The sequence below is a fragment of the Humibacillus xanthopallidus genome, from assembly GCF_006716675.1.
GTDB classification, from domain to species: domain Bacteria; phylum Actinomycetota; class Actinomycetes; order Actinomycetales; family Dermatophilaceae; genus Humibacillus; species Humibacillus xanthopallidus_B.
Map to the genome: position 1 here is coordinate 1423236 of NZ_VFPM01000001.1, position 23988 is coordinate 1447223.

The 23988-nt window shown below is 71.4% G+C and carries 20 protein-coding genes; 9 read left to right on the forward strand and 11 right to left on the reverse strand.

Features of this window, described 5'->3' with window-relative positions; all coding sequences use genetic code 11:
• Positions 1-94 precede the first annotated feature (94 nt).
• Positions 95-1174, reverse strand: a complete 1080-nt coding sequence (locus FBY41_RS06220) for a helix-turn-helix transcriptional regulator (RefSeq protein WP_141843218.1) — start codon at positions 1172-1174, stop codon at positions 95-97.
• Between the two features lie 88 nt (positions 1175-1262).
• Between FBY41_RS06220 and FBY41_RS06225 the strand changes: the two genes are divergently transcribed.
• Both FBY41_RS06225 and FBY41_RS06230 read left to right on the forward strand, forming a co-directional pair.
• On the forward strand, positions 1263-1550 hold the full coding sequence (locus FBY41_RS06225; RefSeq protein ID WP_141842454.1) for a hypothetical protein: 288 nt from the start codon (positions 1263-1265) through the stop codon (positions 1548-1550).
• Between the two features lie 54 nt (positions 1551-1604).
• Complete coding sequence (locus FBY41_RS06230) at positions 1605-4205, forward strand: ATP-binding protein (protein WP_141842455.1); 2601 nt, start codon at positions 1605-1607, stop codon at positions 4203-4205.
• Positions 4206-4349: 144 nt separating this feature from the next.
• Here the strand turns inward: FBY41_RS06230 and serS are convergent, their stop codons facing one another.
• Together serS and FBY41_RS06240 are read right to left on the reverse strand one after the other, a co-directional pair.
• A complete protein-coding gene (serS, locus tag FBY41_RS06235; RefSeq protein WP_141842456.1) occupies positions 4350-5675 on the reverse strand; it encodes a serine--tRNA ligase in 1326 nt (441 codons plus the stop codon).
• A gap of 67 nt (positions 5676-5742) precedes the next feature.
• Positions 5743-6291 (reverse strand): hypothetical protein, encoded by a 549-nt coding sequence (locus FBY41_RS06240; protein WP_141842457.1) that lies wholly within the window; start codon positions 6289-6291, stop codon positions 5743-5745.
• Positions 6292-6358: 67 nt separating this feature from the next.
• On the opposite strand from FBY41_RS06240, the gene FBY41_RS06245 reads away from it, so the two are divergent.
• Positions 6359-7945, forward strand: coding sequence for a catalase (locus FBY41_RS06245; protein WP_260439583.1), 1587 nt, complete (start codon positions 6359-6361; stop codon positions 7943-7945).
• Between the two features lie 113 nt (positions 7946-8058).
• Here FBY41_RS06245 and FBY41_RS06250 read toward each other — a convergent pair whose 3' ends face one another.
• Complete coding sequence (locus tag FBY41_RS06250; RefSeq protein ID WP_141842458.1) at positions 8059-8928, reverse strand: ABC transporter permease; 870 nt, start codon at positions 8926-8928, stop codon at positions 8059-8061.
• Positions 8925-9824: an ABC transporter ATP-binding protein gene (locus tag FBY41_RS06255; protein ID WP_185748914.1), complete on the reverse strand. Its 900-nt coding sequence runs from the start codon at positions 9822-9824 to the stop codon at positions 8925-8927. Before FBY41_RS06255 ends, FBY41_RS06250 begins: the two co-directional genes overlap by 4 nt.
• A gap of 165 nt (positions 9825-9989) precedes the next feature.
• On the opposite strand from FBY41_RS06255, the gene FBY41_RS06260 reads away from it, so the two are divergent.
• The 4 genes from FBY41_RS06260 (at position 9990) to FBY41_RS06275 (ending at position 15221) form a co-directional block, all read left to right on the forward strand.
• Positions 9990-11315, forward strand: a complete 1326-nt coding sequence (locus FBY41_RS06260) for a sensor histidine kinase (protein ID WP_141842460.1) — start codon at positions 9990-9992, stop codon at positions 11313-11315.
• Positions 11312-12028, forward strand: a complete 717-nt coding sequence (locus FBY41_RS06265) for a response regulator (RefSeq protein ID WP_260439584.1) — start codon at positions 11312-11314, stop codon at positions 12026-12028. The genes FBY41_RS06260 and FBY41_RS06265 overlap by 4 nt, the downstream gene beginning before the upstream one ends.
• A gap of 119 nt (positions 12029-12147) precedes the next feature.
• Positions 12148-13296 carry a M14 family zinc carboxypeptidase gene (locus tag FBY41_RS06270; protein ID WP_141842461.1) on the forward strand — a complete coding sequence of 383 codons (1149 nt, stop codon included), beginning with the start codon at positions 12148-12150 and terminating at the stop codon, positions 13294-13296.
• Positions 13297-13562: 266 nt separating this feature from the next.
• A complete protein-coding gene (locus FBY41_RS06275) occupies positions 13563-15221 on the forward strand; it encodes an ABC-F family ATP-binding cassette domain-containing protein (RefSeq protein ID WP_141842462.1) in 1659 nt (552 codons plus the stop codon).
• On the opposite strand, the gene FBY41_RS06280 is transcribed toward FBY41_RS06275, so the two are convergent.
• A complete protein-coding gene (locus FBY41_RS06280; protein ID WP_141842463.1) occupies positions 15169-16179 on the reverse strand; it encodes a YihY/virulence factor BrkB family protein in 1011 nt (336 codons plus the stop codon). The two genes, FBY41_RS06275 and FBY41_RS06280, sit on opposite strands and share 53 nt — an antisense overlap.
• 108 nt (positions 16180-16287) lie before the next feature.
• On the opposite strand from FBY41_RS06280, the gene zwf reads away from it, so the two are divergent.
• On the forward strand, positions 16288-17721 hold the full coding sequence (zwf, locus tag FBY41_RS06285) for a glucose-6-phosphate dehydrogenase (protein ID WP_141842464.1): 1434 nt from the start codon (positions 16288-16290) through the stop codon (positions 17719-17721).
• 18 nt (positions 17722-17739) lie between these two features.
• Here zwf and FBY41_RS06290 read toward each other — a convergent pair whose 3' ends face one another.
• The 3 genes from FBY41_RS06290 to FBY41_RS06300 form a co-directional block, all read right to left on the reverse strand.
• A complete protein-coding gene (locus tag FBY41_RS06290; protein ID WP_141842465.1) occupies positions 17740-18720 on the reverse strand; it encodes a hypothetical protein in 981 nt (326 codons plus the stop codon).
• A 100-nt stretch (positions 18721-18820) separates the two neighbouring features.
• Positions 18821-19885 (reverse strand): Gfo/Idh/MocA family protein, encoded by a 1065-nt coding sequence (locus tag FBY41_RS06295; RefSeq protein ID WP_141842466.1) that lies wholly within the window; start codon positions 19883-19885, stop codon positions 18821-18823.
• Positions 19882-20442 carry a DinB family protein gene (locus FBY41_RS06300; RefSeq protein WP_141842467.1) on the reverse strand — a complete coding sequence of 187 codons (561 nt, stop codon included), beginning with the start codon at positions 20440-20442 and terminating at the stop codon, positions 19882-19884. Before FBY41_RS06300 ends, FBY41_RS06295 begins: the two co-directional genes overlap by 4 nt.
• 79 nt (positions 20443-20521) lie before the next feature.
• On the opposite strand from FBY41_RS06300, the gene FBY41_RS06305 reads away from it, so the two are divergent.
• The gene (locus FBY41_RS06305) at positions 20522-21673 is read left to right on the forward strand and encodes a diacylglycerol/lipid kinase family protein (protein ID WP_141842468.1); all 1152 of its coding nucleotides are present in this window, start codon (positions 20522-20524) and stop codon (positions 21671-21673) included.
• Positions 21674-21730: 57 nt separating this feature from the next.
• On the opposite strand, the gene xylA is transcribed toward FBY41_RS06305, so the two are convergent.
• On the reverse strand, positions 21731-22918 hold the full coding sequence (gene xylA, locus FBY41_RS06310) for a xylose isomerase (RefSeq protein ID WP_141842469.1): 1188 nt from the start codon (positions 22916-22918) through the stop codon (positions 21731-21733).
• 177 nt (positions 22919-23095) lie between these two features.
• Positions 23096-23686 carry a hypothetical protein gene (locus FBY41_RS06315; RefSeq protein WP_260439638.1) on the reverse strand — a complete coding sequence of 197 codons (591 nt, stop codon included), beginning with the start codon at positions 23684-23686 and terminating at the stop codon, positions 23096-23098.
• Positions 23687-23988 lie beyond the last annotated feature (302 nt).

The window sequence follows — 23988 nt, forward strand, 5'->3', positions numbered from 1 at the left end:
CAGATCGTCTCCCCGCCCTCGCCGTTCGCTGCACGGGTCGACGCGCGGCAATACCTGCGCGCTTCGCCACCTCCTCGATCGCGGCGTCCTCGGGTCACAACCCTGATGAGGCTCCGGCCACCCCGAGGACATGCGAGAGGAGCACCCGCCGGGTGTGCGTGCCTGTCTTGGCGAAAATGGACTTGAGGTGGTCCTGCACCGTGTGTCGCGACACGAGCATCGACGCCGCGATCTGCCGGGTGTCGGCACCTCCGGCAAGCAGGGTCAACAGCTCGCGCTCTCGCTCGGACAGGCCGTGGGCACGGGCGAAGACGTCGAGCCGGTCCGCGGGCGACGACGGTTCGATGGTCACGGCGATGACGGCCCCGGGTGTGATCCGGGAGGCCCGAAGGGTGAGCCAGACGCCGTCCGCGACCGGGACTCGCGCCATCGGCGGGCTCTGGTCGACACCTGCCTCGCTTGCCACCAGGGCGGCCGCGACGTTGTAGACAGCGGCCGGCACGGGAGGAACCCCCGGCGCCCCGGGCAGCAGCATGGCGAGCAACTCGTCCGATGCCGTCGTCTGACCCACGATCGAGAGCCCGTCGTCCAGCAGCACCACCGCTGGACCCTGGTCGATCCGGGGAGATCCCGATGACCGACCGGAACCGGAACCGACCTGATCGAGGGGGACGGCGACCGTCCGGAACTGCGCCGCGCGGGCGTCTCGCAGGGCTGTCGTGAGCACGGGCGCGACTACACGCAGGAGCGCAAGGTCGTCGGCGGCATACCGAGTCGTCGACCACAGGTCGAGGAAGCCCCAGCACCCCCACGGGTCACGCAGCGCCACCGAGGCCACGTCGATGACGCCGAGCGGCCGCTGGACCTCGCTCCAGAGGTCGCTCTCAGCCGCCCGCTCCGCGAGGTTGGCCGCGACCGTGAGGCTGGTCCAGCGGTTGAGGGTCGTCAGGTACTTGAGGCGGATGGTGGTCGGCAAGGACAGGAGGTCAGGCACATGAGCCACCGGGTCGACCCCGACGGAGGTGGCTGGATCGGTGAGCATCCAGACGTACCAGTCGAATCCGACGGAGTGGCGCAACTGCTCCAGGACGTCCTGCCGGAGCGCGCGCGACTCCCCACCCCGTCGGCAGATGCGTTCGATCGCGTCCCGTGCATGGGCATGAGACCGTCGCATCGTCACCTCTCGAGGCTACTTCGGATGAGTCGGAGCACCCAGGTAGTTGGGATGCCATCAGGCGCTGGCAGCGGCGCACGATCGAGTCATGAGCACCCTTCACATCGAGCACGCCATCAGTGACTACGGTACCTGGAAGGCCGCCTTCGACCGGTTCGAGGGGGTCCGCGCAGAGGCCGGAGTCAGACGGCACACGATCCGCAGGCCCGTCGACGACCCCACCTACGTCCTCATCGACCTCGAGTTCGACCGAACCGACGAGGCGGCTCGCTTCCTCGGGTTCCTCCGCGCGAAGGTGTGGTCGACGCCTGACAACAGCCCGGCCTTGATCGGTTCACCGGTCGCGCGGGTGCTGGAGACCGTCGACAGCATCTGAGCCACGCCTCGGAAATCCGTGTGCCCGGAGGCTCAGCCCTCCTACGCTTCTGGGGTGGAGGTCGTCGAGCGCGATCCACAGATCGCGCAGCTGCGGCGGGCGATGCGGAGCGTGGTCCGTCGAGGTCGAGTCATTGCGGTCACCGGTGAGCCCGGGGCCGGCAAGACGACGCTGTTGCGCGCGGTGACGTCCGCGTCCGAGTCGACCAGAGTGGCTCGTGGTCTCTGCGACCCGCTCGCCACCCCACGGCCTCTCGGACCCGTCCGCGACGTGCTCGCCGAGCTGGGAGCGGCACTCCCCGACGACGGATCGACCGCGCCCGCCGAGGTCGGTGCACGGCTCGCGATCGCCCTCGCCGACCAAGCGACCACGGTGGTCATCGAGGACGCACAGTGGATCGACGAGGCCTCGGTCGACGTCCTGCGCTTCTTGGCGCGTCGCGTCGAGACGCTGCCGACGCTCCTTCTCCTCAGCTATCGCGCTGACGAGATCGGCCCCGGCCACACGCTGCGCCCTCTGCTGGGCGACCTCGCCCGCCTCGAGCACGCAACGACGATCACCCTGTCCCCGCTCTCGATCGAGGCCGTCGGCACACTCCTGCGCGACACGTCGCTCGACCCGCAGCGGGTGCACCGGATCACCGCCGGCAACGCCTTCTACGTCACCGAGATCGCCCGTCACCCCGATGAGGAGCTGCCGAGCTCGGTGCGCGATGCCGTCCTCGCGAGCACGAGCTCGGTGGAGGATGCCGACCTCGAGGTGCTCCAGATCATCGCCACATCTCCCGACGCCGTCGACGACCGGCTGCTGCCCCTCCTCGGCATCGACCTCCCGCAACTGCGCCGTATCGAGAGCACCGGTCTGCTCAACCGCTCGCGACGTGGGCTGGCCTACCGCCACGAGCTGGCCCGGCTCGCTGTCGCGGATGCCATCCCGTTGGGTGGCGCCCCGGCGCTCCACGCCCGGATGCTCGCTGCCCTCGAGCAGTTCGGCTCCACGGACGTCGCCCTCCTCACTCACCACGCGCGCGCCGCACACGACCGTGGTCGCACCAGCCGGTATGCCGTCCTCGCCGGCACCGAGGCCGCGCGCGCCGGCTCCCACACGGAGGCCGTCGCGTTCCTCGCGCTGGCGCTGTCCCACCTCGACGAGGACCGATCCGAGCAGGCTCGAGTGCTCCAGCTCCTGAGCAACGAGCAGTACATGGTGAGCAGGCTCCCCGACGCGGTCAGCTCGATCTCCACGGCGATCCGGCTCTGGGACGAGATCGGCGACGCCGACGGTGTCGCGGCCGCCCACGACAGGGGTGCGGTGATCGAGTACTACTCCGCGCGACGCGTTGCGGCTGAGCGCCATGCGCGCCTCGCCGCCCGCGATCCCGACACGGCGGCATACGCCTCGGCCTGCGCGACGCAGGCCTACCTCGCTTACCGCCGCAACGACGACGAGGCGGCCGATCTCAACCTCCGCGCCGCCCGTGAGCGGGCCGAGGCCACCGGGGACGAGCTGGTGCGGCTCCGCTGCGACATCGTGACCGCGGCTGCCAACCTGGTGCGGGGCTCGTACGACGCGCGCGCGCTGCTGGAGCAACACGCGCAGACGGCCTTGGAGCTCTCCTTCGACGAGCTGGGCACGACCGCCTACTCCAACCTGTCGGCCATCGACATCGAGCAGCGCCGCTATCGCGAGGCCGAGGAGGTGCTGGCCCGATCGATCCCGATCACCGTCGAGCGTGACATCCCTCTGTGCAACCAGTGGCAGAGAGGGATGCGCGCGCGGGTGCACCTGCACCGCGGCCGCTGGGCCGCCGCCGAAGAGGACGCGCGCGCGGTGCTCGAGGAGGGCGCCGCACCACTCGCCTCGATGTGGCCGCACCTCGTGCTCGGTCTGATCGCGCTTCGCCGGATGGACGGAGCGGGAGCGGAGGCCGACGACGGCTCCCGGGCCGCCACTGTGGCAGGCCATCTCGACGCTGCGTGGGAGCTGGCGGCACGGCTCGACGAACCGCTGGCCCGGCTCCCCGTGTTGTCAGCCCTGGTAGAGCAGGCGTGGGTGAATGACACCCACGACGAGCGCCTCCAGGCGATCAGCCCGACCCTTGCTTCGGTGAGCTCGACTCCCGGAATGGGCTGGGCCATGGGTGATCTCGCCGTCTGGGCCGACCGGATCGCACTTGAGCGCGGGGGGATCGACACGCGCAACCTCGACCTTGCCGAGCCGTTCCGGCTGGAGCTAGATGGCCTTCATGGTGTCGCAGCCCAGTGGTGGGTCCGCGCGGGCGCCCCATTCGAGAGCGCGATCACCGCGGCTCACTCAGCCGACCCCGTCACGGCACGGCTGGGGGTCGAGGAGCTCGAGTCACTGGGTGCTCGTGCGACGGCGCATCGGTGTCGGGATCTATTGCGCAGCAAGGGTTTTCCGGTGGCCGCGCGCGGACGGCGCGCTAGCACGCGCGCGAACCCGTCCGGTCTCACCAACCGGCAGCTCGACGTCGCGCGACTGGTGGCGCGCGGCTTGACCAACGCCGAGCTCGCCGAGCAGCTCTTCATCTCCCCCAAGACGGCAGACCACCACGTGTCGGCGGTGCTCACCAAGCTCGGCCTGCGCACGCGTCGCGAGGTCGCCCGTCGGTCCGTCGAGCTCGGCCTCGACTGAGACCGGCGCCCCACCCAATCGAAAGAGCAGTTCGTCGCCCCGTCCAGCGTGCCCGTCGGGGCGCTGGAAGGGCGACGAACTGCTCTTTCGATTGGGTGGGAGCGAGGCGACCGACTGCTCCGTGGACTGGCTGCGTTGCGGGGATCAGGCGAGGGGCTTGAGGACGTCCAGGCCGAGGAAGGGGCGCAGGGCCTCGGGCACGCGCACCGAACCGTCTGCCTGCTGGTGGTTCTCGAGGATCGCGACGAGCCAGCGCGTCGTGCCGAGCGTGCCGTTGAGCGTCGCGACGGCGCGGGTGCCCGAGCCGTTCGGGTCGCGCTCGCGGGTGTTCAACCGGCGGGCTTGGTACGTCGTGCAGTTCGACGTCGACGTGAGCTCGCGGTACTTGCCCTGCGTCGGCACCCACGCCTCGCAGTCGAACTTGCGTGCCGCCGGGCCACCGAGGTCGCCGGCCGCGGTGTCGATGATGCGGTAGGGCACCTCGACCTTGGCGAGCATCTCGCGCTCCCACGCGAGCAGCCGCTGGTGCTCCGCCTCGGCGTCCTCGATGCGGCAGTAGCTGAACATCTCGACCTTGTGGAACTGGTGCACCCGGATGATGCCGCGCGTGTCCTTGCCGTGCGACCCGGCCTCGCGGCGATAGCAGGCCGACCACCCGGCATACCGCTTGGGGCCCGCCGACAGGTCGATGATCTCGTCGGAGTGGTAGCCCGCGAGGGCGACCTCCGAGGTGCCGGTGAGGTAGAGCTCGTCGTCCTTGAGCTTGTAGACCTCTTCGTCGTGGGCATCGATGAAGCCGGCGCCGGCCATGATCTCGGTGCGCGCGAGGGTGGGCGTGATCATCGGCGTGAAGCCCGCGGCGGTCGCCTGCGCGATCGCCATGTTGAGCAGCGCCAGCTCGAGCAGGGCGCCAACGCCGGTGAGGTAGTAGAACCGTGCGCCACCGACCTTCGCGCCACGCTCCATGTCGATCGCGCCGAGCTTCTCGCCGAGGGCGAGGTGGTCGAGCGGCTCGAACCCCTCAGCAGCGAAATCCCTTGGGGTGCCGACAGTTTCGAGCACGACGTAGTCGTCCTCGCCGCCGACCGGGACCCCGTCGATGATGACGTTGCCGACCTGGCGCAGCAGGCGCTCGAGCTCGGCCCCCGCCTCGTCCGCGTCGGACTCGAGCGACTTGACCTGCTCGCTCAGCGTCGAAGCGTGGGCGCGGGCCTCGTGGGCCACCTTCTCGAGGTGGTCGGCGTCGGGGGCTCCGGCCTTCTTCGCCTTCTGGAAGGCGCCCATGGCGGCACCGACCGACTTGCTCACGGTCTTCTGCTCGGCGCGAAGCGCCTCGAAGTCGCCGAGGGACGATCGCCGGCGCTCGTCGGCAGCGAGGATCGCGTCCACGATCCCCGGGTCCTCTCCACGGGCCTGTTGCGAGGCGCGGACCCGGTCGGGTTCGTCGCGCACGAGCTTGATGTCGATCACGCGGTCAGCCTATCGGCGCCGTGCGAGCGCCCACGACCGAGATCTCGCGGCCGCCCCCACCATCCCCCTACTCGGGGCGGATGAGGGCGTATGCCGTGACGGCGTCAGCCGGTAGCCCGCGGACGTCGATCTGGACCCGTCCCGCGGGCAGGCCGAGATGCTCCGTGCGCTGGACCGACCCGTCGCACCGGAAGGGCCGGGAGTAGAGCGGCTCCCCGTGGCCCCACGTGCCCGGCGCGGCGTCGTAGATCGCATAGCTCGTGCCGTCCGACGCCCGGCCGGCAGCGCACGCCACCTCGACCGTGTAGGTGCGACCCTGCGCCACCGGCACCCCGGGCACGTTGCGGAACGCCTTGCCCTCACCCTGCGAGATCACGACCACCCGCGCAACCTCCCCAGCCGCAGGCCCGGGCACGGTCACGACCGGCGGCGGCCCGGGGTCGACCGGCGTCAAGGACACGGCGGGCGTCGGCGCCGGCCCGGGCGATACCCAGCCCGTCGGCCCCACCGCCTCCGCCCCGCTGCTCGTGCAGCCGGCCGACGCGCCCACGCACGCCGCGCCGAGCACCAGCGCCGCAAGCCCCGCGGCCCGGCCACCCGCGGCTGCCCACCTCATCCCCCGACTCTAGGTCTGTGCAGCCCGAGTGGGTATGGCACGGGTTCCAGACGTCGAAGGAGCAGACATGAGCGGCAGCACCCAGTCACGCGAGTCCATCGAGACGGCACCGAGCCCGGAGGCCGAGATCGGCTCCCACACCGAGACGGGCGCTCCCGCACCCAGCGACCGCAACTCGCTCACGGTCGGCCCCGACGGCCCGATCCTGCTGCACGACCACCACTTCCTCAACCAGATGGCGCACTTCAACCGCGAGCGCATCCCGGAGCGCAACGTGCACGCCAAGGGCTCCGGCGCGTTCGGCACCTTCGAGACGACCGAGGACGTGTCGGCCTACACGAAGGCGGCCCTCTTCCAGCAGGGCGTCACGACAGAGATGCTCGCGCGCTTCTCGACGGTCGCCGGCGAGCAGGGCAGCCCCGACACGTGGCGTGACCCCCGCGGCTTCGCGCTGAAGTTCTACACGACCGAGGGCAACTACGACCTCGTCGGCAACAACACGCCCGTCTTCTTCGTGCGCGACACGATGAAGTTCCCGCACTTCATCCGCAGCCAGAAGCGCCGCGGCGGCTCGGGCCTGCGCGACAACCACATGCAGTGGGACTTCTGGAGCCTCAACCCGGAGTCGGCCCACCAGGTCACCTACCTCATGGGCGACCGCGGCATCCCCAAGACGTTCCGCCACATGAACGGCTACGGCAGCCACACCTTCCTCTGGATCAACGAGGCTGGCGAGAAGCACTGGGTCAAGTACCACTTCCACAGCAACCAGGGCGTCGAGGGCCTGACCGGCGCCGAGGCCGAGCGCATCGCCGGCCAGGACGCCGACCACCACCGCCGCGACCTCTACGACGCGATCGAGGCGGGCGACTTCCCGAGCTGGACGCTGTCGATCCAGGCGATGCCCTACGAGGACGCGAAGACCTACCACCTCAACCCGTTCGACCTGACGAAGGTGTGGCCGCACAACGACTACCCGCTCATCAAGGTCGGAACGATGACGCTCAACCGCAACCCCGACAACTTCTTCGCCCAGATCGAACAGGCGGCCTTCGAGCCGTCGGCCGTCGTGCCGGGCATCGGCTTCTCGCCGGACAAGATGCTGCTCGGTCGCGTCTTCGCCTACAGCGACACCCACCGCTACCGCATCGGCCCGAACTACCTCCAGCTCCCGGTCAACCGTCCCCACGTGGACAACCTCAACACCTACACGCAGGACGGGCCGATGGCCTACGACCACCACGGCGACGCCCCCGTCTACGCGCCCAACAGCGAGGGCCGCGGCTACGCCGACACCGTCGGCGAGGTCGAGGAGGGCTGGGAGACCGACGGCGCCATGGTGCGTCAGGCCTACACCCTGCGCGAGGACGACGACGACTTCAGCCAGGCCGGTGCGCTCGTGCGCGAGGTCTGGGACGACGCGCAGCGGCAGATGTTCACCGAGACCGTCGCCGGCCACCTCCTCGGCGGCGTGAAGTCGCCGGTGCTCGAGCGCGCCTTCGACTACTGGAAGAGCGTCGACGCCGAGACGGGCAAGCAGATCGAGGAGCTCGTCCGAGCGGGCCTCGGTGGCGCGAACCCCGGCGGCGACGCCGACGACGCCAAGGTCGTCACAGAGCCGATCGTCGAGTCAGCGACGAACGCCGCTCACTGACAAGGCTTTTCGACCCAGCAACACGCAGAGGTATGCCGTGTGCCCCCGTCAGGCACACGGCATACCTCGTGCTCGGGGTGACGTCACGTCACCGCGGGTCCGGCCGACGCCGGCTACTTGACCTCGGAGCGCGTGAGGCGCCACATGCCGACGGTCAGCGGCAGGATCACCCAGACGGCGACCGAGGTGCCGAGGTGCGCCCACTGCTCACCCGTGAGCGAGCCCTCGAAGAGCGGCTGCATCGTCTGGTTCATGTCGAGCCAGACCGCTGCGTCGCGCAGCCACGAGACCATCGAGCCGAGGATCGACCAGGCTGTCGGCAGGATGTAGAAGAGCACGATCGCGGCCGGGGTGTTCTTGAGCAGCATGCCGAAGCCGAGTCCCTGCGCGATGCCGAGCAGGACGTAGCCCCCGGCGCCGAGCAGCACGAGGCCGTCCATCGTCCAGTCGGGCGTGATGCCGCGGAAGGTGACCGCGCCCTGGTGGGCGATGCCCGCGAGCACGAGCGAGGTCGCGAACGCCGCGACGCCGACGAGCAGGGCGGCCACGGTCTTGGCCCAGCCGACCCGTGCCCGGCGCGGCTCGAGGCCGAAGGTCACGAGGCCGGTGCGCTGCGACCACTCCGAGGTGACGGCGAGGATGCCGACGACGGGCAGGATGAGGGCCATCGGCATCGTCGTCGCCTGGAGGTACTCCCCGAAGGCGTGCTGGCCGCCCTCGTTGAAGAACATGATCGTCAGCGCGACCGCGATGACGGCGCCGATGCCGATGAGCAGCCAGCGGCCGGCGCGGGTGTCGAGCATCTTGCGCAGCTCGACGTGGATGAGCCGCGCGAAGGGCACCCCGGTCGTCGGGCGCGGACCGTCGATCCGGCTCGGCACGGCCGCGACGGTCGGCAGGGCCGACTCGGCGGACTTCGAGAGCACGACGGGTGTCGCGGCTCCAGCGGGGGTGGTCGATGTCGTGGTCGGTGCGGTGGTCATGCCGCCACCTCCTCTCGGGCGGCGTCGGCCGTGAGGTCGAGGAACATCTCCTCGAGACCCCGGCTGTCGCCACCGCGTAGCTCGGTCAGGACGATCTGGTGCGCGACGGCGATGCGGCCGACCGCGATGGGCTCGGCGTCGACCTGCAGACCACCGGTCGCCGTGCGCTGCGCGACGATCGACTCGGCCGCGAGCGCGGCCATGAGGGCGGCGTCGTCGGTGGAGCGCGTGAAGGTGCCGGCGCCGGCGAGCAGCTCGTCCTTCGTGCCCTGGGCGACGATCTTGCCGTGCCCGATGACGACGATCTCGTCGGCGACGCGCTCGATCTCGTTGAGCAGGTGCGAGCTGAGCAGCACGGTGCCGCCCTCGTTGGCGTAGCCACGGAGCAGGTCACGCATCCAGCGGATGCCGGCCGGGTCGAGGCCGTTGGCCGGCTCGTCGAGGATGAGCACCTCGGGGTCGCCGAGCAGGGCGTGGGCGATGCCGAGCCGCTGGCGCATGCCAAGCGAGTAGTTGCGCACCCGCCGGTTCGCCTCCTTGTCGGTGAGCCCGACGAGGTCGATCATCTCGTCGACGCGCTGCCGCCCGACGCCCATGAGGATCGCGCCGAGGGTCAGCACCTCGCGGCCGGTGCGCCCCGCGTGCTGCGCGGACGCGTCGAGCAGCAGGCCGACGTGGCGGCCCGGGTTCGGCAGGGCGGCATACGGCTTGCCGAGCACCGTCGCCGTGCCCGAGGTCGCGGGGGTGAGTCCGGACATGATGCGCATCGCCGTCGTCTTGCCGGCACCGTTGGGCCCGAGGAAGCCGGTGACGAGCCCGGCCTTCGCCTCGAACGAGACGTCGTCGACGGCCGTGAACGGGCCGTATCTCTTCGTGAGTCGCTCCACAGTGATCATGGGAGACACCCTCCCGGTCGGTGGGGGTCGCGCACATCCGTCATGAGCCTGATTCCGACCCCTACCTCGGTCGCTCGCGACCCTGACCTCAGTCGGGGTCGCGACCCTGAGTGACCGACTTCCGGCGTATGCCGTCCGGGCCCGTCCCGCGCCTACGCTGGGCGGGTGCCACTCCCCCGCGTCGCCCGAACCCCCGGGGGCCATGTGTGGGGAGAGACGTGGCGGCTGCTCCTCGCCTTCCTCTTCGGGCTCGCGGTCTGGGGCGCGGTCCAGGCGCAGCTCGACTACCGCGGAGCCGAGCCCGCCTTCGGGAAGAACTGGCTGCTGGTCGACCTCGCCCTCGGCGTGGCGTCGACGGTGCTGCTGCTGTGGCGTCGCCGCTGGCCGTTGGCCGTCGCCGTCGTCACCGCCGCCGTCTCGGGCGTCTCGTCGGTCAGTGTCGGCGCCTCTGCGGTCGCGCTCGTCTCCTTGGCGACGCGACGCAGGTGGCGCGAGCTGGCGGTGGTTGCCGTGCCGTGGACGCTGGCTGGCTTCGCGCACGCCCTCGTCTATCCGACCGAGGATGCGGCGGTCACGCTGCCCAACGTCATCATCGGCGTGCTCAGCTTCGCCGTCAGCGTCGCCATCGGCTGGGCGATCGGCGAGCGCCGGGCCTTCGTGGCGTCGCTGCACGACCGCGCCATCACGGCCGAGCGGGAGCAGTCGATGCGGGTCGTGCAGGCCCAGCTCGGCGAACGGGCCCGGATCGCGCGCGAGATGCACGACGTCCTTGCGCACCGGATCTCGCTCGTCGCGATGCACTCGGGCGCGCTCGCCTACCGCACCGACCTGTCGCCGGCGGAGGTGCGCGACACGGCCGAGATCGTGCGCGAGAGCGCCAACCGGGCGCTGACGGAGCTGCGCGCCGTGCTCGGAGTGCTGCGTGACGTACCGGCCCCCGAGGGCGGTGCCGTCGGCGGTGCGTTCGGCGGCGCCGTCGGCGGTGCCGTCGACGGTGCCGTCGACGGTGCCGTCGACGGTGCAGTCGGGCGCCCCGACGCTCTGGGTGAGCGGCTCCCGGAGCGGCCGCAGCCGACCCTGGGCGACCTCGACACGCTCGTGGCGGAGGCCACGTCGGCCGGGGCCCTCGTCGCCCTCGAGCGCTCCGGCGACCTGGCCGAGGTGCCGGACTCCGTCTCGCGCAGCGCCTACCGCATCGTGCAGGAGTGCCTGACCAACGCCCGCAAGCACGCCCCGGGCGCCCGCGCCCTGGTCCGCGTCGACGTGGGGCCCGAGCCCGACGGCACTCAGCCGCCCGCCACCCGGGCGGTCCGCGTGACGGTGCGCAACGGCATACCGCCTCGGGACGACGCCGACCCCGCGCCTCCGGGCGCCGGCCTCGGGCTCATCGGGCTCACCGAGCGGGCGGTGCTCGGCGGCGGCGAGCTGACCTACGGCCGGGACCGGCGCGGCGACTTCGTCGTGTCGGCGCGGCTACCGTGGGCGTCGTGAGCGAGGCGGGCGGCACCGACGGAGCTGGGCGGCCCACGCGGGTGCTGCTCGTCGACGACGACGCCCTCGTGCGGGCGGGCCTGCGGATGATCCTCGGCGGCGCACCCGACCTCCGTGTCGTCGGCGAGGCGGGCGACGGCATCGAGGCCGAGGCCGCGGTGGCCCAGCACCGCCCGGACGTCGTGCTCATGGACATCCGGATGCCGCGCCGCGACGGGCTCGAGGCCACCCGGCGGCTGCTCGCCGAGGCGGCGCGGAGCTCGCGTGAGGCCGACCTGCGCGTCGTCGTGCTCACGACGTTCGAGGCCGACGACATGGTGGTCCAGGCGCTGCGCGCCGGCGCCCACGGCTTCCTGCTCAAGGACACCGAGCCGAGCCGGCTCGTCGAGGCGGTGCGGCTCGTGGCGGCGGGGCAGCCGATCCTCTCGCCGAGCGTCACGGCGACCCTCATGGCCCACGTCGCCTCCGGCGGTGACCCTGCCCCCGCAGACGAGCGGCGCGCCAGCGCGCAGGGGCGCCTCGACGAGCTCACCGACCGCGAGCGCGAGGTCGCCCTGGCCATCGGCCGGGGGCTGTCGAACGCCGAGATCTCGCGCGAGCTCTACCTCTCCGTGCCGACCGTCAAGGCGCACGTCTCGCGCATCCTCGACAAGCTGGGCGCCGACAACCGCGTCCAGATCGCCATCGTCGTGCACGACGCCGCCACCCGCTGACCCCTACCCCTTCCGCCCACCCCCTCGGGCCGATGCCGTTGCGCCACAACAGGCGACATTCGCCGAGCCTTGGCAGGATCGAAGACTCCGACACGTATGACTACGCCAGGAGAACTCACATGAACCCATCCATCCGCTCCGCCCTGACCAGACGCGCCGTGCTCGCCGCCGGCGTCGCGGCCGTGCCGCTGCTTGCCGGCCGACCCGCCTCGGCGGCGGGCACCTTCCCCGACCCGGGGCCGAACGTGCCCACCCAGGCCACGCTCGGCTACGCCGACATGATCCGCGAGCTGCGGCGCATCGAGCGCAGCTCACGCTTCGGTGTCGAGGTGACGACCCTGCGCGAGCTCGGCATCACGCCCGGCGTCTCCGAGGCCGGCCGTGACCTCTACGTCGCGACCGTGGGCACGGGAGCGAAGCACGTCTGGCTGCAGGGCCGGATCCACGGCAACGAGCCCTACGGCGTCGACACCCTGCTCACGCTCCTGTCGACGGTCGGCTCGAGCGGGGCCGCCGGCTACCGGGCGATCCGCGAGGCGCTCACCCTCCACGTCATCCCCATGTACAACCCCGACGGCACGGAGCTCAACATCCGGCACACCGTGCTCCAGGATGGCACCGAGCGCCGCATCGACCTCAACCGCGACTGGGCGCCGACGGCCTTCGCGGCAAAGGAGTCGGTCTCCTGGTACACCTACTGGACCCGGGTCAAGCCGGCGTTCGGTCTCGACATCCACCACCAGGGCCTTAAGACCGACGCCGACGGGGACGCCGTCACGATGTCGCTCGGCATCTCGCTCGCGCCCAGCGGGCCCACCCTGCCGACCGTGCTCGGCGGTCTCTACGACCGGCAGACCCGCCAGGCGCAGGGGCTCGTCTACACCTCGCTGCAACGCTACGGCTTCGTCTCGGTCGACCGCTACAGCGTCGGCAGCTACGAGATCGACATCCTCGGCGGCGTCTCGTCGGCGGTCATGGTCGGGCTCAACTGGAACGGGCTCAACCCGACCGGTCACTCGCACCCGATGGTCTTCTTCGAGACCTCGGGCAACACGAGCGCCGGCAGCGTCGGGCAGAAGGCGCGCGGCAAGGCGATCCGCCAGAACGTCATCGGCGCGAGCGAGCTGTTGCAGGGTCTCGCGACGGGCTCGGTGTGGAACACCGACCGGATGATCTGGCACGAGCAGATCCCGCACGTCGACTACACGGGCTACTTCAGCGACAACAACGTGGTCATCACCCCCTGGCCGACGCGTCCGCCGCTCTGATCGCGCAGCGCTGACCGACTCGCGCCCCGAGACGATGTGTCTGCGCGCGCCTTGGCCCGCGCAGACACATCGACCGGGGAGGGGGGTCGGCGGGTGGGGGCTCGGGGGCGACGAAGTGCTCTCTCGATCGGGTTAATCCGGTGGACGGGTGGGGCGTCCCCTGCCTAGCCTCGTCACCGTGTGGAAGTCCTGATGCCCTCGTGCCCGCCCGCGCCGCTGACGCCTGACGTCACCCGCGCGGCCCTGCCGACCATCAAGGACCGCTCATGTCTTCCACCCTCACCATCAGTGGGCTCGACGTCGCCTTCGGCGCTCGCTCGCTCTTCACCGGCCTCGACCTGACCCTCGCCGACGGCGACGTCACCGCCGTCGTCGGCCCCAACGGGTCAGGCAAGTCGACGCTGATGCGCACCATCGTCGGCGACCTCGCGGCCGAGGCCGGCACGATCCGCCTCGCTCCCCGTGATGCCACGATCGCCTGGCTGCCGCAGGTGCTGCCCGACCCCACCGAGACGCTGCTCGGCCATGCCCGCCGCCGCACCGGCGTCGAGGACGCCGAGCACGAGCTGGAGGTCGCCTCCGCCGCCATCGCCTCCGGTGTGCCGGGTGCTGACGACCGCTACGCCACTGCCCTCGAGCGGTGGCTCGCGCTGGGCGCCGCCGACCTCGACGAGCGCCTGCCCGAGGTCGCAGCCCGGGTCGGCCTCGCCGTCGACCCCGCTCGCCCGCTCGGCAGCCTCTCGGGCGGCCAGGCGGCGCGAGCCAACCTCGTCAGCGTGCTGCTCAGCCACTACGACGTGCTGCTGCTCGACGAGCCGACCAACGACCTCGACGCCCGTGGGCTCGACCTCATGGCCGACTTCGTGCGGTCGCACGAGGGTCCGGTGCTCATCGCCAGCCACGACCGGGCCTTCCTCGACGCGGTCGCGACGAGCGTCATCGAGCTCGACCTCGCCCAGCAGCGCATCGGCCACTACACGGGCGGGTGGAGCGACTACGTCGCGCAGCGGGCGCTCGACCGCGCCCACGCCTGGGAGGCCTACGAGGGGTATGCCGCCGAGCGCGACTCCCTGCTCGCCCAGTCGCGGCAGCGCCAGGACTGGGCCGCGAGGGGCCGGCGCAACGTCGCTATGGGCGCCGAGCCCGACAAGCACATCCGCGAGAAGCACCGGGCCCGGGCCGACCGTCAGGCCGCGAAGGGGGCTCGTCTCGAGCGCGCGGCCGAACGGCTCGACGCCGTCGACGCGCCGCGCAAGGAATGGCAGCTGCGCTACACGATCACTGAGGGGCGGCCCTCGTCCGATGTCGTGGCGACGCTCGTCGACGCGGTCGTCGAACGGCCGGACTTCCGGCTCGGGCCGGTGACGCTCGTCGTCGGCCGCGGCGACCGCATCGCGCTCGTCGGAGACAACGGCAGTGGCAAGTCGACGCTGCTCGCGGCCCTCCTCGGTGAGCTGCCCCTGGCCTCCGGACGCCAGTCCCTCGGCAGCCGCGTGTCGGTGGGGGTCGTCGACCAGCAGCGCAGACTGCTCGATGCGGACGACTCCGTGCTCGAGGTCGTGCGGCGCGAGCTCGGAGCGTCGCCCCGGATCGGCCGCGAGTGGCCGATCGCCGACGTGCGCACCCTGCTCGCGAAGTTCGGGCTCGGGTCAGAGCACGTCGCCCGCCCGGCTCGCAGCCTGTCGATGGGCGAGCGCACCCGCGCTCTGCTGGCGCTCTTCCAGGGCCGCGAGGTCAACCTGCTCGTGCTCGACGAGCCGACCAACCACCTCGACGTCGCCGCGATCGAGCAGCTCGAGGCCGCCGTGGCGACCTTCCGGGGGACGGTGCTCGTCGTCAGTCACGATGCGAGCCTGCGCGACGGCATACGGCTCACCCACGTGTGGTCGGTCGACCGGGGGCAGGTGACGGTGGAGGCGCTGTGACGCGGTCGTCGTCGTCCGACGCCCGCTCGGCTGCGGCCTCCTGCTGCGCACGGTCGGCGCGGTAGTCGAACCAGACCCGGTTGACGAGGGCCGAGACCGTCGTCAGGTGACCGAGGATGAGCAGCCACACGAGGATGACGGCGGCGACGCCGAGCGATCCGTAGAGCTGTGACGAGTGCTCGAAGCGCGCGGGGAGGTAGAAGCGGCCGACGAGCTGCATGAGCGTGAGCCCGAGCCCGAAGAGGAGGCAGCCGGGCAGCAGGTCGGTCCACGACTCGCGCCGGTCGGGCAGTCGCAGCGAGATGACGAGCCACACGAGCGTGCTGAGCGTGATCTGGGTGAGGAACGTGGCGACAATGCCGGCGGGGAGGATGTCGATCGTCGAGGCGAGACCGACCGCGAAGAACAGCATGAGCCAGGCGCTGGCGAAGATGACCGACGAGACGATCACCTGGCGCTGGGGCTGACGGCGAGTCGGGGCGTCCCAGATGTGGGCAGTGGCCTGGATGAGGTTGCGCATGAGGGTGCGCGTGGTCCACAGGAAGCCGACCAGTCCGACGATGACGGCCACCCACCACGACTGCCCCCCGTCCTGCAGAGCCGCGACGATCTGCTGGCGCGCGACGGCCGTGACCCCCGTGGTCTTCTCCGCGCGGGCGGCGACGAGGGGAAAGCTCAGCCCGACGCCTGTGAGCAGACCCGCTGCCAGCAGGGCCAAGGGCATGAGCCAGAGGAAGGTGCGGAAGGCGATGGCGCTGGCCAGCAGCATCCCCTGCCGTGCGACATACGTGGTGAGCGCGACGATGGGGAGGGCATAGACGGGGTCGCGGCGGGCCAGCTCGCGGTAGCGGGCAGCGGCGTCCTCGGCGCGCGCTCGCACGTGGTCGATGCGCTCAGTCCAGCCGTGCTGCGACGGCGCGGGGTGCGCGTCGCCCTCGTCGCCGGGGTGAGTGCCCATGGATCGAGCCTCCCACGCGTGGCTCGCCTCCCGGGCACTGTCGGGCGGATCGGCGCGTGCCGCGTGCGTCACCTTCCGGAGGCGCCCGATCTGCGCCACGCTGTGGCCATGCCTGCAACGACGGTCGTCCTCTTCGGTGCCACCGGTGACCTTGCCAAGCGCAAGCTGCTCCCGGGCATGTTGCACCTGCACGAGTCACAGCTCATCGAGGGGCTCCGGGTCGTGGCGACCTCGCTCGACGACCTGAGCCGCGATGAGTTCCTCGAGCTCGTCTTCGCCTCGGTGCGCGAGCACAGCAGCCACGACGTCAGCGACGACGACCTCCGCGAGTTCGCCGCTCGGATCCACTGGGTGCCCGGCAGTGCTGGGCCACAGGGGATTCGCGCGGCCGTCGACGAGTCCGAGGCGATTCTCGGCGCGGACGCGTGGCGGCTGCACTACCTCTCGGTGCCACCCAAGGCAGCGCTCGCCGTCGTGCACCAGCTCGGCGAGGCGGGCCTCGTCGAGCGCAGCCGCATCATCATGGAGAAGCCCTTCGGCACCGACCTCGCGAGCGCCAAGGCGCTCAACGCCGAGCTGCACCAGGTCTTCGCGGAGGAGCAGATCTTCCGCATCGACCACTTCCTCGGCAAGGAGGCGGCGCAGAACATCCTCGCCTTCCGCTTCGCCAACGGCCTCTTCGAGCCGATCTGGCACCGCAACCACATCGACCACATCCAGATCGACGTGCCCGAGACGCTCGGCCTCGCGCAGCGGGCCGACTTCTACGAGAGCACCGGCGCCTACCGCGACATGGTCGTCACCCACCTCTTCCAGGTGCTCGCCTTCACGGCGATGGAGCCACCGACCGCCCTCGAGCCCGCGGCGATCAGCGAGGAGAAGAACAAGGTCTTCCGGTCGATGTCACCGATCCAGCCGCACGACGTCGTGCGCGGGCAGTACGTCGGCTACCGCGACGAGCCGGGCGTCAGGCCCGAGAGCCAGACGGAGACCTTCGTCGCCCTCAAGTGCTTCGTCGACAACTGGCGCTGGGCCGGGGTGCCGTTCTACCTGCGCACCGGCAAGCGGCTCGCCGAGGGCGCACGGATCATCTCGATCGCCTTCAAGGAGCCGCCCCGCTCGATGTTCCCCGCCGGCTCGGGGGTGGGTGACAACGGCCCCGACCACCTGACCTTCGACCTCGCCGACAAGGCGCGCATGTCGCTCTCCTTCTACGGCAAGCGGCCCGGCCCCGGCATGAAGCTCGACAAGCTCTCGATGCAGTTCTCCATGCAGGAGACGAACTGGGCGGGCGCCGTGCTCGAGGCCTACGAGCGGCTCATCTACGACGCCGCCCGCGGCGACCGCACCCTCTTCACCTCGGCCGACGGCATCGAACGCCTCTGGGAGATCTCGCAGCCGTTGCTCGACAACCTGCCGACCGTGCGGCCCTACGACCCGGGCACGTGGGGCCCGAACCAGATCCACCAGCTCATCGCGCCCTTCACGTGGCGGCTGCCCTTCGAGCGGCGCTGGCGCAACCCCAACGACTACGGCTCCTGACCCCTCGGGGGCCCGCGGTCAGCTCGGGTTCGCGGGCGGGTTCCCACTTGGGCTGCCACCTGGGCTGCCACCCTGGTTGGCGTCGGGGGCAGCGCTCGCGGCGAGGGCGGCCCGCAGCTCCCGGCGTGCGGTGTCGATCGCCGCGCGACGGGCCCGGAAGTCATCGGGGGTCGAGTCCGGTCCGGCAGCCGTGTCGGCGCTGACCGCTTCGACGAGCCGGGCCAGGCGGTCCCGCAGGGCAGCCGCCGAGGCCCGCCTCGCCTCGTCGGGCGCGCTGCCCTCGAGCGCCAGCAGTGACTCGTCGATCGCCAGCAGCCTCGGACCGGCGGCCGTCCACACCTGGCTGGCCTCGGTCGCCGTCGGCATGGCGAGCACCTGCGTGACGAGCGACTCCTCGACCCACGTCGCCTCACGCCGGCTGTCGGCCAGCTTCGCGTCCCACTCGTCGAGCACCCGCTTCGCCTCACGTCGGCGCAGGAGGAGCCAGACGAGGCCTGCGACGGCAAGCACGAGCAGGAGGAGCCACGGCCACCACGTCGTCGACTCGGTGGAGGTGGGAGTCGTCTCGGGCGCAGCCTCAGCCGGAGCAGTGGACGACGTCGTCTCCGACGGGGTCTCGGCGGGCGTCTCGGCGGGCGTCTCGGTGGGCGACTGGGTCACGGTCTCGGTGACGGTCTCGGTCGGCGTGGGTGCGACGGTGGCCGTCCGGGTCTCGGTGGCCGTCTGGGTGACGGTCTGCGTCTGGGTGACGGTCGGGGTCTCCTCCGGCGTCGCGGTCTGCGTGGGCTTCTCGCTCTGCGTCCGCGTCGCCTCAGGCGTCTCTGCCTCCGAGGAGCTGGAGGCCTCGGGCAGCGTCGGCAGCGTCAGGCTGGGGACCGTCGTCGGCACGTTGATGCTGGGCAACGACGTCGGCAGCGTGATGCTGCCGCTCCCGCCGCAGGCTGCCAGGCCCAGGAGGGCGAGCAGCAGGGAGAGCAGGATCACCGGGCGACGTCGCATGGACGATTGTGCCCTCTGGGTCCACACCCCCCACGTCACCCTCCGGGGGTGATCTCCCGGCCCCCACCCGGGACGACCACAGGCCGTCGTCCGGCCACGGTCAGGGACGCCCCTCCCCCGGGTAGCTGACGCCGACCTGGCGGCGCACCTCGTCCATCGTCTCCATGACGCGCACCGTCGTGGCGAGCGGAAGGAGCGGCGACTCGCGCTCCCCTGCGACGAGGCATCGCGCGAACTCCGCTGCCTCGTAAGAGAACCCACGCACGTCTACCGGCATACCGGCCGGGTGCTCGTCGAGCACCTCGTTGCTGCGACTGACGAGCCGGATGCCCGAGCCGGCACCGTAGAAGGCGCCACTCAGCTCGAGACGGGCCTCGGTGCCGGCCACGACGGCCGTGCAGGGGGTGACGGCCGCCATCGTGCACGACAGCACGCCGTGGGCCCCACCGGCACCGCTGACCGTGATCGTCGTCGTGGCGTCGACCCCGAGGTCGGTCAGCGTGCCGGTGGCAGCGACGTGGGCGGGGGCGCCGAGCACGAGGTCGGCAAAGGAGACGGGGTAGACCCCGAGGTCCAGCAGGGCACCGCCGGCGAGGTCGGGCTGCGCCAGTCGGGCCGGGCCGTCGGGGTAGAGACGCTGACCGTGGTCGGCGAAGACGGCGACGACGTCACCGATGAGCCCCGTCTCGACGACGTGCCGCACGACGTCGTAGTGCGGCAGGAAGCGGCTCCACATCGCCTCCATGACGAGCAGCCCGCGCGCCTCGGCTGCGCGCACGACCTGCCGGGCCTCGGCGGCGCTGCGCGCGAAGGCCTTCTCGACGAGCACCGGCTTGCCCGCCTCGATCGCGAGCAGGGCGTGGTCGCGGTGCTCCGAGTGGGGTGATGCGACGTAGACGGCGTCGACCTCGTCGTCGGCGACGAGCTCCTCGTAGCTGCCGTATGCCGTCGGGATCGCGAACTCGTCGGCGAAGTCCCGTGCCCGCTCGCCGCTGCGCGAGCCGACCGCGGCGACCTGCGACGCCGTGCCGACCGCGACGGCCTCGGCGAAGGTGTGGGCGATGCCTCCCGGTCCGATGATGCCCCAGCGGATCGCCGGGGCGTCGTGGGGATCCGGCGTGCGCGGCTGCGGCAGCCGGAGCGGAACCTCGATCGGTAGCGTCATGCGTTCACGTCCCAGAGATGGTGGCGGATGTCGTGGATGAAGTAGAGCGCGAGCGTGCGTGCAGTGAAGCGAGATCCGTTGCTGCGCAGGGCCGGCCACTCCCACTCGTCCCCCACCGGACGGGCGTATGCCGTCGCAGCTGTGTCGAACGCCGCCGCGAGCTCGCGCTGGACCTCACTCGGGTCCGAGCGCCAGTACTGGCTCTCGACCGCCGTGGCGTCCTGGTCCCAGTTGGCGAACTGCACGAGATCGCCTCTGCCGTCGAGGATCTGCTCGAGGCGGTCCCGCATGACGTCGCACACGTCGCGCACGTGGCAGGAGTACTCGAGAGGCGACCACACCCCCGCGGACGGGCGACTGCGGACGTCGGGCTGGGCCAGCCGGACGGCATACCGTCGCGCGGCGTCACGGAGGAGCGTGGGGACGTCCTCGGCGGCGAGCGTGGAGGCGTCGAAGCCGCAGTCGGGGCACGGCCGCGACAGCACCCACGTCCAGTCCGCGGCGTCGGGGGTGGACGGGCCGGGATCGGCGGCGTCGCCGGCGGGCAGGTCGGTCATGCGCCCAGCGTAGGGGTGGCCGGCGGCCGGGCGGACCGGCGATTCATGGTGTCGGACGTGCTGGCGATACCGTGCACTCGTGCTCAGTGACTACCTGCCGTGGATCGTCGCCGGGGCCGTGGTGCTGGCGCTGGTCATCGGTGGCGTCGTCATGAGCCGCGTCGCCCCCGACGTGACTGCTCCGCTGCGCCGACGCCGTCCCCGACCGCACCGCGGCCACTTCCGCCCCGAGGAGGAGCAGCAGACCCCGGTGCGGCAGGCGGCGGTCATCATCAACCCGACGAAGGTCACCGACCTCGGGCCCGTGCGCGAGCGGATCACCGCAACCTGCCGTGCGAACGGCTGGGGCGAGCCGCTCTTCCTCGAGACGACCGCCGAGGACCCCGGTCCGGGTCAGGCGGCCACTGCCGTGCGCCACGGGGTCGACCTCGTGTGCACCCTCGGCGGGGACGGCACCGTGCGCAACGTCGCGAGCGTCCTCGTCGGCACCGAGATGCCGCTCGGCATCCTGCCCGCGGGCACCGGCAACCTGCTGGCACGCAACCTCGACCTGCCCGTCGGCCTCGAGGCGGCCCTGACGGTGGCGCTCACCGGACGCAACCGGCGCATCGACGTCGGCGAGCTGCGCATCGGGCCCCTCGAGCCGGCGGAGCATCCCGAGGCCGGCCCGGACGGCGCAGCGGCGAGCGCACAGGACGAGCCGATCAGCACGCCGACGCCGCAGACCCACCACTTCCTCGTCATGAGCGGCATCGGCATGGACGCGGCGATCATGGCGGGCACGAACGAGAACCTCAAGAACAAGGTGGGCTGGCCGGCCTACCTCGTCTCGGGAGCCAAGCACCTCATCTCGCCCGAGTTCCGCGTCACGGTGCGCGTCGACGACGAGCCGGAGTTCCGGCGGCGCTCGCGGATGGTCGTCATCGGCAACTGCGGTCGCCTGCTCGGCGGCCTCGTCCTCATGCCGAGCGCGCTCGTCGACGACGGGCACCTCGACGCCGTCATCGCCTCACCCCGGGGGCTCGTGGGCTGGGTGCCCGTCGCGACCCGCGTCGCGACGCGGCGGCGCAAGGGCCACCCGACCCTCGACCACAAGGTGTGCACGGAGATCCGGGTCGTCGTCGACCGGCCGGTGCCCGTGCAGGTCGACGGGGACGTGCTGGGTGAGGCGACCGAGGTGACCGCCGTCGTGCGGCCCGCCTCCCTGACGGTGCGCGTCAGCCGGGCCTGAGCGGGCGCGCCCCCACCTCCCCCGGCGGGAGGTGGGGGCGCGGGTCCCGTCTCCGGGTCAGCGGGCGCCGAGGGCGTGCTCGACGGCCAGCTGGTTGAGGGCGACGAAGGCATAGCCGGCCTCGGCCACGGCGTCGACGTCGAAGTCCTCGAAGGTCGCCCGGTCGGCGAGCACGTCAGAGAGCTTCTCGTCGGCGCCGAGGGTCGGCACCGCGAGCTCCGTGACGCGGCTGGCCTCGAAGGCAGCCTGCACCTCGGGGTCGGCGCGGTAGGCCGCGGCGCGCTCCTTGAGGACGATGTAGGTGCTCATGTTGGCGGCAGCCGAGACCCAGACCCCGTCGACGTCCTCGGTGCGCGAGGGCTTGTAGTCGAAGTGGCGCGGGCCGTCGTAGCGCGGACCACCGCCGACGAAGCCGTTCTCGATGAGGTCGACGGTGAAGAAGGCGGAGAGCAGGTCGCCGTGGCCGAAGACGAGGTCCTGGTCGTACTTGATCGAGCGCTGGCCGTTGAGGTCGATGTGGAAGAGCTTGCCCGCCCACAGCGCCTGCGCGATGCCCGAGGTGTAGTTGAGGCCGGCCATCTGCTCGTGGCCGACCTCGGGGTTGAGGCCGACGATGTCGCCGTGCTCGAGCTCGGCGATGAAGCCAAGCGCGTGGCCGACGGTCGGCAGGAGGATGTCGCCGCGCGGCTCGTTGGGCTTGGGCTCGATGGCGATCCGCAGGTCGTAGCCCTGGTCCTTGATGTAGCCCGCGACGGTGTCGATGCCCTCGCGGTAGCGGTCGAGAGCGGCGTTGATGTCCTTGGCGCCGTCGTACTCCGCACCCTCGCGGCCACCCCACATGACGAAGGTCTCGGCCCCGAGCTCGGCTGCGAGGTCGACGTTGCGGATCACCTTGCGCAGGCCGTAGCGACGCACCTCGCGGTTGTTGGACGTGAACGCGCCGTCCTTGAAGATCGGGTGGCTGAAGGTGTTGGTCGTGACCATCTCGCAGACGACGCCGGTCTCGTCGAGCACCTTGCGGAAGTCGGCGATGATCCGGTCGCGGTCGGCGTCGCTGCTGCCGAAGGGCACGAGGTCGTCGTCGTGGAAGGTCACCCCCCAGGCGCCGAGGTCGGCGAGGCGGCGCACCGACTCGATCGGGTCGAGGTGCGGCCGCGACGCGTCACCGAACTGGTCGCGCGCCTCCCAGCCGACGGTCCAGAGACCGAAAGAGAACTTGTCGTCAGGGGTCGGCGTGCGGACCATGGGGCTCCTCCTCGAGCAAACGGCATACCGAGTCTCGGCATTTGTATGTTGAACAAACATATTACCTCGGGGAGGTCAGGTCAACGGGTGAGCGAGACGAGAGCAACCCCACCGTCCCGGTCGTCGGGGACCACGACGAGCCGATGAATCCGGCAATGCCATGACGTGCTCGAGCGGTCAGACTGCCGAGCCGCCGGGATCAGTGGGCACCGAGGAGTCCCAGGACCAGTCCGTGAGCCGCTCGAGGCCCGGCAACGCCCGGCGCCCGGTGACGTGGAGCAGGACGTCTGAGGGGTCGCCCGGAGGCGCCCCCGGGAAGAGTCGCTGAAGGACCGGGATGCACAGCTGCGCCGGGGGCCTCCAGGCGACCCCCAACCCGGTGGCGATGTCGTAGCAGTGGACGAGGATCTCGACGACGCCCATGGCCGCGAAGCCGTCGGGGTCGGACGTCCCGTACGGGTGCCACGCGCGAGAGTCGGAAGATGCCGCGTCCACGGCGAGAGTCAAGAGCCGCCCGCACATCGCGACAGCGCCGAGGATCTCGACGTTGCTGGCCGCCGGATCGATCATCGCCTCGATCGGCAGGTAACCGCGGCGAGGTTGCGCGATCACCTGGGAGGCGTAGGAGAACAGATCGTCGGCGACGTGGGCAGCCGTGGCGCGGCAGGTCCACTCCAGCTCGCCCGCCGTGACGTCCCAGCTCCGCTCCGACGCTGGCGTCAGTGCCGCACGCATCTCGTCGACCGCCTGCCCGACCACATCACTCATCGCCGTCACGACGACGAACCTAGAGCGTCTGCGCTCGGAGCGGCGCGTCGCGGGTGAGCTCGTTCACTCGAGGAGGGTGCTCCAGAGGGTTGTCCCGGAGGGCTCAGCCGAGCGGGAGACCCCATTGTGCGGTCTGGTGCCGCAACTGCTTGAGCGGCTGCACGCCGTAGCGTCAGCCCGCCGTTGCCGGTGCCGGTCTCGAACTGGGGCTGCGGTAGTCGACATGCGCCACCGCCGCACGTGCCCGAGGACTCTCGACGCTCACACCGCACAGGGCAAGGGCGCCGTTCGGTTCTCGGGCG